Below are 13,104 nucleotides of genomic sequence, written 5' to 3'. Positions count from 1 at the left end.
TCACGGTTATTTGACCCGGTTTTTACCGGGTCTTTTTTTTGCCTGTGGAAAAGTCATTGGCCAAATTGTTTGCGCATCTGCGCGCAGTAATCCTGCGCGGGCGTGGCCGAGGTGTACCAGACGAAATCAGCCATCGCCGCAGTCACTTCAGCGCCCTGCTCGGCCAGCATCAGCACCGTTGGCGCCCGGGCTGCGCCCAGATCCAGCACATGCAGCGGCACGCCAACATCCTTGCGCGCATGCCAGCCCCCCGCCAACAGTAACGCTGGCGTCGGCGCCGCCATCAAGCGTTCGGCCATACGCCGATCCCGCTGTTGTTGAACAGCAAGCATCGCCGGCATCTGTGATTTGGGCAGTAAGCCGCAATGTGAGTCGCTGATCTGTTCGAGCAGCGTGGCTTTCACCAATGCCGCATTGCTGCGAACACCGCTGAGGGCTGGCGACTGGCGGTAGACAGCGCGGATTTCGCCGTCATCCAGATTGGCCGCCAACAGCGGATAGGGTTGCGTGAGGGCAAACCGAACGATCGGTCCATAGAGAGTCCAGTCCCAGCCATCCTGCCAGGCCAACGCGGCGGGAAGATCAGTAGGGGGCGCTGCTGCATGGCGAACCTGGTCAACGTTCGGCTGTTGCTTCGGCGTGAGCATTTCCAGCAGCAGAATGCCCTGAGGACGCTGCTCCCCAAGCGCCTGCAACAGCCACAACTGCGCGGCGTGGTGATCGGCGTTGTCATGCTGCTCGCCGATGATGAGCAATTGCGGCCCTGACAGACGCGTCAGCAGTTCCTGTGCCGTCAGTATCTGGCCGCTGTGCAGATCACGAATTTCGCCACTGATTGGCGGGGGCGGGGCAACATGCTGACACCCTGCAAGCAGCAACACCGCTAACAACCACATCCCGCGCATACCATCACCTCGATGAGAAATCAGCGGGCGATGATCAGCGGATGCCCACGCTCCGGGTGCGGCTGCACCAATACTTCGAGACCGAACACAGCTTTGAGCGAGTCCGGTCGCAAGACTTGCTGCGGCGTATCCAGCGCCACCGGGCGCCCGCCTTCGAGCAGCAACACCCGATCACAATAGCGCGCCGCCAGATTCAAATCATGCAGGATGACCAGCACCGCCGCGCCACGATCGGCAAACTCGCGCACCGCCTGCAACGTGGTGTGTTGATGCAAGGGATCGAGCATCGAGGTCGGTTCATCCAGCAACAGGGTTTGTCCGGCCTGCCCAGGCCATAGCTGCGCCAGCACCCGCGCCAGATGTACACGCTGGCGCTCGCCGCCCGACAGCGCCAGATAACTGCGCCCGCTCAGATGCCCGGCATCCGCAGCGGCCAGCGCTGCCGCAACTATCTCGTCGTCGCGCGCCCGACCGCTTTGATATGGCAGGCGGCCCATACCGACCACTTCTTCCACGCGGAAGGCAAAATCCAGCGTCGACACCTGCGGCAACACCGCCAGACGCTGGGCGCGCTGCGTACCTGTCCAGTGACTCAGCGCCTTGTCATCGAGCAACACCTCGCCCTCACCCGCAGCCAGTTCACCGCACAACGCACCGAGCAAGGTACTTTTGCCGGCACCGTTCGGCCCGAGCACACCCAGCACCTCACCGGGTTCAAGTTGCAGGGTGACGTCGCGGAGGACTGTCTTGCGCCCGCGACGGATATGCAGATTGTGCGCACGCAGCATCAGGCACGTCCTCGCAGCAGCAAATAGAGGAAGAACGGCGCACCGATAAACGCGGTGACAATACCAATCGGCAACTCCGCCGGCGCCAGCGCCAGCCGCGCCACCAGATCAGCCAGCAACAACAGGCTCGCCCCCGCCAACACTGATGCTGGCAACAGCACCCGATGATCGGGCCCGGCCAATAAACGCACCAGATGCGGCACCACCAGCCCGACGAAGCCAATCATCCCCGCTGCTGCCACCGCTGCGCCAACACCCAACGCCGTGCAGAACACCAGTTCACGCTTGAGCCGTTCGACATCAATCCCCAGATGCCCGGCTTCGGACTCCCCGAGCAACAGCGCATTCAGCGCTTTGGCACGACGCGGCAGCCACAACGCAACGCCGGTGCTGATGATCAGCAACGGCCACAATCGCGCATAACTGGCGCCATTGAGGCTGCCCAGATTCCAGAAAGTCAGCGTGCGCAAGGTCGCATCATCCGCCAGATAGGTGAACAGACCCACCGCCGAGCTTGCCAACGCCGTCAGCGCGATCCCGGCCAGCAGCATGGTCGCGACGTTGGTCTGGCCGTTGCGCCGTCCGAGCCGATAGACCAGCGCCGTCACGCCCAGCCCACCGAGAAACGCGCACGCCGACAACAGATACGGCCCGAACCACTCTGGCAAACCGCCAAAAAACGAACCGCCGACAATCGCAATCGCTGCGCCAAGTGCCGCGCCGCTGGACACCCCGACCAGCCCGGGATCGGCCAACGGATTGCGAAACAAGCCCTGCATCGCCACACCCGACAGCGCCAGCACACCGCCGACGGCCAGGCCGAGCAAGGTACGCGGCAGACGGATCTGCCCGAGAATCAGCTCAGCCTGCTCCAGACCGTCCGGCGCCAAAGGTACGCCGAGCATGCGCAAGGCCGCGCGCAACGTATCGAACAGCGGCAGGCTCACCGGCCCCAACGCCAATGACAGCCAGATGGCCAGCAAACACAGGAGCGTCAGGCCGATAAACAGGCTTCGTGGTTTGACCAGCGTGGTCATTGGCCGCTCGCGGTCGGGTATAAACCGTCAGACAAACTCTTCAGTGCCGTCGGCAAACGTGGCCCAAGCCCGCCGACCAGAAGCGTCGGATCCAGCTCCAGCACCCGTCCGGCCTTGGCCGCACGGCTTGATTGAAGAATCGGGTTTTCCTTGAACAACGCCGCTTTTGCCGCCTCACCGCTCAACGCGCGATCAGCAAACACCAGCACCTCAGGATCGAGCCCGGCCAGCGATTCCACGGAGAACGGCTTGTAACCGGTATGCGTCGCCAGGTTATGTCCGCCGGCCCGTTGCAGCAGCCAGTCGGCGGCAGTGTCCTTGCCGGCAATCAACGGTTTGCCGCCGGCATGCCCGATCAGTACCAGCACACCGGGCGCTTTATGCCTGGCCTGCAACTCGGCGACTCGCGCTTTCTGCGCGGTGAGCTGCTGTCGATAACTTTCCAGCAACCGAGTCGCCTGCGCTTGCGCGCCCAGCAACTGTCCGAGATGCGTAACGTTTTTTTCCAGGGTCAGCAGATCCGGCTGCGCCGAGAACAGTTCGACCTGTACCTTGGCGCTCTTCACCTGAGCAATAACCGGCGGCGGGCCCATTTCTTCGGTACCGATGAGAATGTCCGGGCGCAGGCTGAGAATGCCTTCAGCCGAGAGGCTGCGTTGATAACCGATGCTTGGCAGCTGCTTCAGCGACTGCGGATGCTGGCTGGTGGTGTCGACCCCGACCAGTTTGGATTCGCCACCCAATGCACTCACCCACTCCGAAAGCGCCCCACCGGCGCTGACCCAACGCTGTGGCAAATCGGCAGCTGTCGCCTGAAGGCTGGCGAGCAGTCCGACACACAGCACAGCAACGCGGGTAATCAGGCGCATACGCAGCTTTCCTTGAACAGTTTTCCCGGGCAGCGAACCGGCAGGCCAAGTATCCTTGGCGGCGGCTGCGCACAGTGGGCGAAGGCGGCCATTTGATAATTGTTTGCATTTAAACGTCAAGCTCGGACATTTCCTGAAACGAGCCGACACTTGAGGATAGCCATGAAGTTCTTGTGCGCCGGCACCGATCTCGCTGAGGCCGGCAGCCGCGGTTTCGACATCGACGGCAACAAACTGTTTGCCGTACGCCGCAATGGTCAGGCCTATGTTTATCTCAACCGTTGCCCGCATCGTGGTGTGGGCCTGGAATGGCATCCCGACCAGTTTCTCGACCCGAGCAACAGCCTGATCCAGTGCGCCACCCACGGCGCACTGTTTCTGATCGAGGACGGCGAATGCGTCGCCGGGCCCTGCGCCGGGCAATCCCTGACCGCCATCCCCTGCCGCGAAGATGCCCAAGGGTTGTGGATAGATGTTTAACCGTTGAGCAAAACGTCCAGCCGCCGGTCGATCACCATCTCTTCGTGGTTCAAACGCACGCCGTAGGCCAACACCTCGACCCCGCACGCCACCGCTTCACGCAGGGCATCGGCGTAGGCCGAATCGATTTCCTCGGCCGGCCGCACCGCTTCAATCCCGCTGAGATTGACGCAATACAACTGCACCGCACGAATACCGTCACGAGCCAGATGCGCGAGTTCACGCAGATGCTTGGCGCCGCGCTGGGTGACCGCGTCAGGAAACGCCGCCACGTTGGTTCCATCGAAGCCTAACGTGACGCTTTTTACTTCCACGTAGGCCGGACCGCTCGGATATTCGAGGCGAAAGTCGATGCGGCTCTTTTCCTGGCCGTACGGCACTTCGCGTTTAAGCGCCGTAAAGCCGTTCAACTCGCTGATGACACCGGCCTGCAGCGCCTCTTCAACAAGCGCGTTGGCGCGGCCGGTGTTCACGCAGAACAGCCGGCCCTGAGGCGTTTCCCCAATTTCCCAGGTACCGGGCAGCTTGCGCTTCGGGTCGTTTGAGCGACTGAACCACACCTGCCCGCCCTCGACCTGACAATTAAGCATCGAACCGGTGTTCGGGCAGTGCAGGGTCAACAACTCGCCATTGACCGTTTCAACATCCGCCAGAAAACGTTTGTAGCGGCGAATCAACCGCGCCTCTTCCAGAGCCGGATAAAAGCGCATCAGCCTTGCCAGCTCTTCAGGCCGCGAGCGATGCGCTCCACCGCTTCCTGTAAGCGAGGGAGGTTTTGCGTGTAAGCAAAACGCACATGGTGGCTGGCCTGATAACGGCCGAAATCCAGCCCCGGGGTGAAGGCAACGTGCTCGGTTTCGAGGAAATGTCGGCAGAACGCGAAGGCATCACCGCCGAACTGGCTGATATCGGCGTACAAGTAGAACGCACCTTCAGGCTCGACGGCGATGTTGAACCCCAACTCGCGCAACGCCGGCAGCAGGAAGTCGCGGCGGCGGCCAAATTCAGCGCGGCGCTCTTCGAGGATGGCGATAGTGTCCGGCTCGAAACAGGCCAGTGCGGCGTACTGCGCCATGCTCGGGGCACTGATGTAGAGGTTCTGTGCGAGCTTTTCCAGCTCACTGACCGCCGCGTCCGGCGCCACCAGCCAGCCGAGACGCCAGCCGGTCATGCCGAAATACTTGGAAAAACTGTTGAGGACAAAGGCGCTGTCATCGACTTCCAGCACGCTGGCGGCATCGGTGCCGTAAGTCAGGCCGTGGTAGATCTCGTCCACCACCAGATGCCCGTGGCGCGCCTTGATCGCTGTGGATAACCCGGCCAGTTCATCGCGGGTCAGAATGGTACCGGTCGGGTTGGCCGGCGACGCCACCAACGCACCGACGCTGTCGTGATCCCAATGCCGCGCCACCAGATCCGGGGTCAGTTGGTAACGCACCTCCGGTCCGACCGGAACCAGTTGCGCCGCGCCTTCGACCAGACGCAGGAAGTGCCGGTTGCACGGGTAGCCCGGATCCGCCAGCAGCCAGTGTTTGCCCGGATCGACCAGCAAGGCACTGGCCAGCAACAGCGCACCGGAGCCACCCGGGGTGATCAGGATCCGCCGCGGATCAATATTCAGGCCGTAACGCGATTGATAGAACCCGGAAATCGCCTCGCGCAGCTCGGGAATGCCGCGCGCGGCGGTGTAGCGCGTCTTGCCCGCCGTCAGCGCCGCTTGCCCGGCACGGATGATCGGCTCGGCCGTGGTGAAGTCCGGCTCGCCGATTTCCAGGTGGATCACGTCGTGACCTTCGGCCTGCAGTTCGTTGGCCCGCGCCAGCAGCGCCATCACATGGAACGGTTCGATCGCACGACTGCGCGCACTGTAGGGCTGAGCCATTGGCCTTCCTTCGACGGGGAAAAAGAAACGATTCTAACCATCTGCCGGAACGAGCGAGAACCCATCGCGGTCACAGCCTCAAGAACGCTGGACTGTAACGATATGAGCGTACGCTCCAGGATTGACTAAAATCAGTGATTGAACAGGCTTTCAACAGCGCCAGACACGGCTTGCCAAACATCTGCAAGCGCCACCCGCCGGGGCCTCGACATCCGGGAGTAGCGCGGGCCGAATTGATCTGGTAAGTTCGCCCGCTTGCAGCCGCAGGGCCGGCAGGTGTCGGTGATGGAGCAATCCTGCGCAATGGATTACAAGAGTAGAGGCGGTCCATTTCATGCCCACCCAAGCAAAGCAACAGCAGCAAGCGACGATCAGCGGCTTCGAACCTTACGTTCCGAAGGCCGGCGAAGAGTACATGGGCGCCCCCATGCGCGCGCACTTCACCAAGATCCTGAACAAGTGGAAACAGGACTTGATGCAGGAAGTCGACCGTACTGTTGATCACATGAAAGACGAAGCGGCCAACTTCCCTGACCCGGCCGACCGTGCCAGCCAGGAAGAAGAATTCGCCCTCGAGCTGCGCGCCCGCGACCGCGAGCGCAAGTTGATCAAGAAGATCGACAAGACCCTCGAACTGATCCAGGACGAAGAGTACGGCTGGTGCGAATCCTGCGGCATCGAGATCGGCGTCAAGCGCCTTGAAGCCCGTCCTACCGCCGATCTGTGCATCGACTGCAAGACCCTGGCGGAAATCAAGGAAAAGCAGGTCGGCAAGTAATCTCGACCTGAACGAAAAACGGAGCGTGCGAACGCTCCGTTTTTGTTTCTGCCTTTTGCCTTTGCCCTTTTGCCTTTGTGGGAGCGAGCCTGCTCGCGAAAGCGGTGTGTCATTCAACATTTAATCGTCTGACACTAAGCTTTCGCGAGCAGGCTCGCTCCCACAAGTTGACCTGCGTACAGCCTGAAAAGTAGTTTCGTTTCCATGACTGCCAAAACCGCCCCCGCCTACATCGGCCGCTTCGCCCCGACCCCCAGTGGCCACCTGCACTTCGGCTCGCTGGTCGCCGCCCTCGCTTCTTATCTCGACGCACGCGCGGTCGGCGGGCGCTGGCTGGTGCGCATGGAGGATCTCGATCCGCCCCGGGAGGAACCCGGCGCGCAGGCGGCGATTCTCAAGGCGCTGGAAAGCTACGGTTTCGAATGGGACGGCGAGATGGTGCGCCAGAGTGATCGGCACGACGCCTACGCCGAAGTTCTCAACAATCTGTTCAACCATGGCCTGGCCTACGCCTGCACCTGTTCGCGCAAACAGCTGGAGCCGTACCACGGCATTTACCCGGGCTTGTGCCGCAACGCCGGCCATGAGCAGCAAGAGGCGGCGATCCGCCTGCGCGTGCCGGAGCTGGAATACCACTTCATCGACCGCGTGCAGGGCGAGTTTCGCCAGCATCTGGGGCGCGAAGTCGGCGATTTCGTGATTCGCCGCCGCGATGGCCTCTACGCCTATCAACTGGCCGTGGTGCTGGATGACGCCTGGCAAGGCATCACCGACATCGTGCGCGGCGCCGACCTGCTCGACTCCACGCCGCGCCAGCTCTACCTGCAAGAACTGCTGGGCCTGCGCCAGCCGCGCTATCTGCACCTGCCACTGATTACGCAGCCGGACGGCAACAAGCTCGGAAAATCCTACCGTTCGCCGCCGCTTGAGGCCGATCAAGCCACCCCGCTGCTGCTGCGGGCCCTGCGAGCACTGGGGCAAAACCCAAGTGCCGAGCTTGAATACGCCTCACCGCAGGAATTGCTCAACTGGGGCGCAGCCCACTGGGATGCATCGAAGATCCCGCGCACACTGACCCTGCCCGAAGCGCAACTGCAATGACGACACTTGCAGTCGCGCCGCCATCCGTTACCATCGCCGCACGTTTTCGGGCACGCGCATAAAAAAGAGAGGCCGGGATGTACATCTATCGCTTGGTCCTGCTTCTGGTCGTGGGAATCTATCTGTTTTCGCCAGCCATCATGGATTGGTGGATCGACGCCACAGGCGCCTGGTATCGGCCGTATCTGCTCTGGTTGATCCTGATTGTCGTGACCTTCATCCTGCAGAGCCAAAAAGATGCCGATGAGCTTTAGCCTGACCCAGATGATCCTGATCAGTGCCGCGTACCTGGCGGTGCTGTTCGGCGTTGCCTGGATCAGTGAACGGGGCATGATCCCGCGGGCGATCATTCGCCACCCGCTGACCTACACCCTGTCGCTGGGGGTCTATGCCAGTGCCTGGGCGTTTTATGGCACGGTGGGGCTGGCCTATCAGTACGGCTACGGCTTTCTCTCCAGTTATCTCGGGGTCTCCGGCGCGTTTCTGCTGGCACCGGTGCTGCTGTATCCAATCCTGAAAATCACCCGCACCTATCAACTGTCGTCGCTGGCGGACCTGTTCGCTTTCCGCTTTCGCAGCACCTGGGCCGGCGCGCTGACCACGATCTTCATGCTGATCGGCGTACTGCCGTTGCTGGCGTTGCAGATTCAGGCGGTGGCCGACTCCATCGGCATCCTCACCGGCGAGCCGATCCAGAGCCGCGTCGCGCTGGCGTTCTGTGCGCTGATCATTCTGTTCACGATTTTCTTCGGCTCCCGGCATATCGCCACCCGCGAGAAACACGAAGGGCTGGTGTTCGCGATTGCCTTCGAATCAGTGATCAAACTGATCGCCCTCGGCGGCGTCGGCCTGTATGCGTTGTACGGCGTGTTCGACGGCCCGCAACAGCTTGAGCTGTGGCTGCTGCAAAACCAGACCGCCCTCGCCGCGTTGCACACGCCGCTGCAGGAAGGGCCGTGGCGCACGCTGTTGCTGGTGTTCTTCGCCTCGGCGATCGTGATGCCACACATGTATCACATGACTTTCACCGAAAACCTCAACCCGCGCTCGCTGGTCAGTGCCAGCTGGGGCCTGCCGCTGTTCCTGTTGCTGATGAGCCTGGCGGTGCCGCTGATTCTCTGGGCCGGCCTGAAACTCGGCGCCACCACCGATCCGGAATATTTCACCCTCGGCATCGGCATTGCCGCCAACAGCAAACCGCTGGCCCTGCTGGCGTACGTCGGCGGATTGTCCGCCGCCAGTGGCCTGATCATCGTCACCACGCTGGCGCTGTCGGGTATGGCGCTGAACCACCTGGTGCTGCCGCTGTACCAGCCGCCGGCCGAAGGCAATATCTATCGCTGGCTGAAGTGGACCCGCCGGGCGCTGATCGTGGCGATCATCATGGCCGGTTTCTGCTTTTATCTGATGCTCGGCGCCGGGCAGGATCTGGCCAACCTCGGCATCGTCGCCTTCGTCGCGACCCTGCAATTCCTGCCCGGCGTGCTCTCGGTGCTGTACTGGCCGACCGCCAACCGGCGCGGTTTTATCGCCGGTCTGATGGCGGGGATTCTGGTGTGGGTGGTGACCATGCTGTTGCCGCTGGTCGGCAATCTGCAGGGTTTCTACATTCCGCTGCTGAATATGATCTACGTGCTGGACGACACCAGTTGGCACATGGCGGCCATCGCCTCGCTGGCGGCCAACGTGCTGATGTTCACGCTGATCTCGCTGTTCACCAACGCCAGCCCGGAAGAAGCCAGCGCCGCCGAAGCCTGCGCGGTGGATAACGTGCGTCGCCCGCAACGTCGCGAACTGCACGCCGCCTCGCCCCAGGAGTTCGCCACGCAACTGGCGAAACCGCTGGGCGCCAAGGCGGCGCAGAAAGAAGTCGAGCAAGCCCTGCGCGACCTCTATCTGCCGTTCGACGAACGCCGTCCTTATGCCTTGCGCCGCTTGCGCGACCGTATCGAAGCCAACCTCTCCGGCCTGATGGGGCCGAGCGTGGCGCAGGACATGGTCGAAACCTTCCTGCCATACAAGGCTGGCGGCGAAAACTATGTAACCGAAGACATCCACTTCATCGAAAGCCGCCTCGAGGACTACCACTCGCGCCTCACCGGGCTGGCCGCCGAACTCGACGCCCTGCGCCGCTACCACCGCCAGACCCTGCAAGAGCTGCCGATGGGCGTCTGCTCGCTGGCCAAGGATCAAGAGATCCTGATGTGGAACAAGGCCATGGAAGAACTCACCGGCATCGCCGCGCAACGGGTGGTCGGCTCGCGCCTGAGCACTATCGCCGATCCGTGGAAGCAACTGCTGCAAGGCTTCATCAACCTGCCCGACGAACACTTGCACAAACAGCACCTGGCCCTCGACGGCCAGACCCGCTGGCTCAATCTGCACAAAGCCGCGATCGATGAACCGTTGGCCCCGGGCAACAGCGGCCTGGTGCTGTTGGTGGAAGACCTGACCGAAACGCAGATGCTCGAAGACAAACTGGTGCACTCCGAACGACTGGCGAGCATTGGCCGACTGGCGGCAGGTGTGGCCCATGAAATCGGCAACCCGATCACCGGCATCGCCTGTCTGGCGCAGAACCTGCGCGAAGAGCGTGAAGAAGACGGCGAGCTGACGGAAATCAGCGGGCAGATCCTCGAACAGACCAAGCGTGTGTCGCGCATCGTGCAGTCGCTGATGAGCTTCGCCCACGCCGGCAGCCACCAGCACAGCGACGAACCGGTTTGTCTGGCCGAAGTCGCGCAGGACGCAATCGGCTTGCTGGCGCTGAACCGGCGCAACTTCGAAATGCAGTTCTACAACCTGTGCGACCCCGATCACTGGGTCGAAGGCGATCCGCAGCGCCTCGCCCAGGTACTGATCAATCTGCTCTCCAACGCCCGTGACGCTTCGCCTGCGGGCAGCGCGGTGCGGGTCAAGAGTGAAGCCGGCGAACACACGGTCGATCTGATCGTCGAGGACGAAGGCAGTGGTATTCCGCAGAACATCATGGACCGATTGTTCGAACCTTTCTTCACCACCAAGGATCCTGGCGAAGGCACCGGTCTGGGCCTTGCACTGGTCTATTCCATCGTTGAAGAGCATTATGGACAAATCACCATCGACAGCCCGGCTGATGTACAAAGCCAGCGCGGCACCCGTATCCGGGTGACCTTACCGCGTCATGTCGAAGCGACGTCCGCTGTGAACTGAGACCGTCGAGAGTATCGAATCAATGCCGCACATTTTGATCGTCGAAGACGAAACCATTATCCGCTCCGCCTTGCGCCGCCTGCTGGAACGCAACCAGTATCAGGTCAGCGAAGCCGGTTCTGTGCAGGAAGCACAAGAACGCTTCAGTATTCCCACATTCGATCTGATCGTCAGCGACCTGCGCCTGCCTGGCGCCCCCGGTACCGAGCTGATCAAGCTTGGCCAGGGCAAACCGGTGCTGATCATGACCAGCTACGCCAGCCTGCGCTCGGCGGTCGACTCGATGAAGATGGGCGCGGTGGACTACATCGCCAAGCCTTTCGATCACGATGAAATGCTCCAGGCCGTCGCGCGGATCCTGCGTGATCACCAGTCGGCGCCTGCGGCTGGCGAAGCCGTTGTCGGCAAACCGGCCAATGGCAGCAGCAAGTCCGCCGTCGATAACAGCAACGGTGAAATCGGCATCATCGGTTCGTGCCCGCCGATGCAGGATCTGTACAGCAAGATCCGCAAGGTCGCGCCAACTGATTCCAATGTATTGATTCAGGGCGAGTCCGGTACCGGTAAGGAACTGGTGGCCCGGGCCCTGCACAATCTGTCCAAGCGCGCCAAGGCACCGATGATTTCGGTGAACTGCGCAGCCATCCCGGAAAGCCTGATCGAGTCGGAACTGTTTGGCCACGAAAAAGGCGCGTTCACTGGCGCCAGCGCCGGTCGCGCCGGTCTGGTGGAAGCGGCGGACGGCGGCACGCTGTTCCTCGACGAGATCGGCGAACTGCCGCTGGAAGCCCAGGCCCGCCTGCTGCGCGTGCTGCAGGAAGGCGAGATTCGCCGTGTGGGTTCGGTGCAGTCGCAAAAAGTCGATGTGCGTTTGATCGCCGCGACCCACCGCGACCTCAAGAGCCTGGCGAAAATCGGCCAGTTCCGTGAAGACCTGTATTACCGCCTGCACGTGATTGCTCTGAAATTGCCGGCCCTGCGCGAACGTGGCGCCGACGTCAACGAAATCGCCACGGCGTTCCTCGCTCGCCAGAGTGCGCGCATCAACCGTACCGACCTGAAATTTGCCGCCGATGCCGAACAGGCCATCCGGCATTATTCCTGGCCAGGTAACGTGCGCGAGCTGGAAAACGCGGTGGAGCGCGCGGTGATTCTGAGCGAAAGCCCGGAAATCTCTGCCGATTTACTGGGCATCGACATCGAGCTGAGCGACCTGGAAGACGACGAATTCATCGGCTTGCCCGCACAAACCGCGGGTAACACCAGCAACAGCAGCCATGAGCCGACGGAAGACCTGTCACTGGAAGACTACTTCCAGCACTTCGTTCTCGAGCATCAGGACCACATGACCGAGACCGAACTGGCGCGCAAACTGGGCGTCAGCCGCAAGTGCCTGTGGGAACGCCGCCAGCGCCTGGGTATTCCACGGCGCAAGACCGGGGTCACCAGCGAGAGCTGAACGTTACCTGTCGAGTGTGCGGGTAACGCTTGAGGATGTGAAAAAACTGTTACCTCAGTCCTTTCACGTAACAGAAGCCGGGGTTATCGGTAACGAAACCCCGGCTTTTTTTCGCCCCGAGAAAACCGTTATATCGACCTAACCCCTTGTTTTATTGGGCTTCGCAATAGTTGGCACGGCACCTGCTATATGTTTGGTACAAGAACAATAACAAGCAATGCACAAGACAATAAAAATAAGACGAATCGACTCACGCACAATAAAAACAAGACGGCGAGAGGCGCAGCTAACTGATTCTTTTGGAGAGGCGTTGTATTTGGGGCTAGCCCCACGACCAGGCCGAGAACAACAAAAACTGTCCTAAGACAGAGCCTGTACTGGTTGGATCGCAAGATCACTGCAACACAGCGACCAAAGCAATCCGTTTGCTCTTGGCTCCCGATTGGGAGGGTCATGAAGGAACAGCTTCATGGCGAGGGCACTCAACAAAAACAAGAAGCCCGAATCAATAATAAAAAGAGCACGCAACTACTTCTGGGGGAGCTTCGGCTCCCCTTGTAGTTTCTGTCTTCCGGCAAATCCCCCCTGTTTCTACCCTGCTCGATGCCTGTAG

The 13,104-nt window shown here is 61.4% G+C and carries 12 protein-coding genes; 6 read left to right on the top strand and 6 right to left on the bottom strand.

The annotated features are described in order from the left end of the window. Nucleotides 1-53 precede the first annotated feature (53 nt). From M0814_RS25350 to M0814_RS25335, 4 genes are read right to left on the bottom strand one after another with little or no spacing between them, the layout of a single operon-like run. Nucleotides 54-905: a ChaN family lipoprotein gene (locus M0814_RS25350; protein WP_103484954.1), complete on the bottom strand. Its 852-nt coding sequence runs from the start codon at nucleotides 903-905 to the stop codon at nucleotides 54-56. 20 nt (nucleotides 906-925) lie between these two features. Next, a complete protein-coding gene (locus tag M0814_RS25345; RefSeq protein ID WP_103484955.1) occupies nucleotides 926-1,693 on the bottom strand; it encodes a heme ABC transporter ATP-binding protein in 768 nt (255 codons plus the stop codon). Continuing rightward, the gene (locus M0814_RS25340) at nucleotides 1,693-2,676 is read right to left on the bottom strand and encodes an iron ABC transporter permease (RefSeq protein WP_177325717.1); all 984 of its coding nucleotides are present in this window, start codon (nucleotides 2,674-2,676) and stop codon (nucleotides 1,693-1,695) included. Before M0814_RS25340 ends, M0814_RS25345 begins: the two co-directional genes overlap by 1 nt. A gap of 50 nt (nucleotides 2,677-2,726) precedes the next feature. Beyond that, nucleotides 2,727-3,599 carry an ABC transporter substrate-binding protein gene (locus M0814_RS25335; RefSeq protein ID WP_103484956.1) on the bottom strand — a complete coding sequence of 291 codons (873 nt, stop codon included), beginning with the start codon at nucleotides 3,597-3,599 and terminating at the stop codon, nucleotides 2,727-2,729. A 162-nt stretch (nucleotides 3,600-3,761) separates the two neighbouring features. On the opposite strand from M0814_RS25335, the gene M0814_RS25330 reads away from it, so the two are divergent. Continuing rightward, entirely contained in the window at nucleotides 3,762-4,079 is a 318-nt protein-coding gene (locus tag M0814_RS25330; RefSeq protein WP_103484957.1) for a Rieske (2Fe-2S) protein, read from the top strand. On the opposite strand, the gene sfsA is transcribed toward M0814_RS25330, so the two are convergent. Continuing rightward, nucleotides 4,076-4,789 carry a DNA/RNA nuclease SfsA gene (sfsA, locus tag M0814_RS25325; protein WP_003228246.1) on the bottom strand — a complete coding sequence of 238 codons (714 nt, stop codon included), beginning with the start codon at nucleotides 4,787-4,789 and terminating at the stop codon, nucleotides 4,076-4,078. The genes M0814_RS25330 and sfsA overlap by 4 nt on opposite strands. After that, on the bottom strand, nucleotides 4,789-5,961 hold the full coding sequence (locus tag M0814_RS25320; protein ID WP_003228248.1) for a pyridoxal phosphate-dependent aminotransferase: 1,173 nt from the start codon (nucleotides 5,959-5,961) through the stop codon (nucleotides 4,789-4,791). The genes sfsA and M0814_RS25320 overlap by 1 nt, the downstream gene beginning before the upstream one ends. 334 nt (nucleotides 5,962-6,295) lie before the next feature. Here M0814_RS25320 and dksA point away from each other — a divergent pair, with 334 nt between their 5' ends. The 5 genes from dksA (at nucleotide 6,296) to M0814_RS25295 (ending at nucleotide 12,491) form a co-directional block, all read left to right on the top strand. Next, nucleotides 6,296-6,739, top strand: coding sequence for an RNA polymerase-binding protein DksA (dksA, locus tag M0814_RS25315; RefSeq protein ID WP_003228250.1), 444 nt, complete (start codon nucleotides 6,296-6,298; stop codon nucleotides 6,737-6,739). A 204-nt stretch (nucleotides 6,740-6,943) separates the two neighbouring features. Beyond that, nucleotides 6,944-7,840, top strand: coding sequence for a tRNA glutamyl-Q(34) synthetase GluQRS (gene gluQRS, locus M0814_RS25310; RefSeq protein ID WP_103484958.1), 897 nt, complete (start codon nucleotides 6,944-6,946; stop codon nucleotides 7,838-7,840). 77 nt (nucleotides 7,841-7,917) lie between these two features. Further along, nucleotides 7,918-8,094, top strand: a complete 177-nt coding sequence (locus tag M0814_RS25305; RefSeq protein WP_003176118.1) for a hypothetical protein — start codon at nucleotides 7,918-7,920, stop codon at nucleotides 8,092-8,094. Next, nucleotides 8,078-11,032: a sensor histidine kinase gene (locus M0814_RS25300; protein ID WP_177434773.1), complete on the top strand. Its 2,955-nt coding sequence runs from the start codon at nucleotides 8,078-8,080 to the stop codon at nucleotides 11,030-11,032. Before M0814_RS25305 ends, M0814_RS25300 begins: the two co-directional genes overlap by 17 nt. A gap of 22 nt (nucleotides 11,033-11,054) precedes the next feature. After that, nucleotides 11,055-12,491 carry a sigma-54 dependent transcriptional regulator gene (locus tag M0814_RS25295; protein WP_103484960.1) on the top strand — a complete coding sequence of 479 codons (1,437 nt, stop codon included), beginning with the start codon at nucleotides 11,055-11,057 and terminating at the stop codon, nucleotides 12,489-12,491. The last annotated feature ends 613 nt before the right edge of the window (nucleotides 12,492-13,104 follow it).

Origin of the sequence: Pseudomonas sp. MWU12-2020 (genome assembly GCF_023100605.1) — a bacterium.
GTDB lineage: Bacteria > Pseudomonadota > Gammaproteobacteria > Pseudomonadales > Pseudomonadaceae > Aquipseudomonas > Aquipseudomonas fluorescens_H.
Note: the sequence above shows the minus strand (reverse complement) of the source record. Positions and strands in the feature narration are given on the sequence as shown.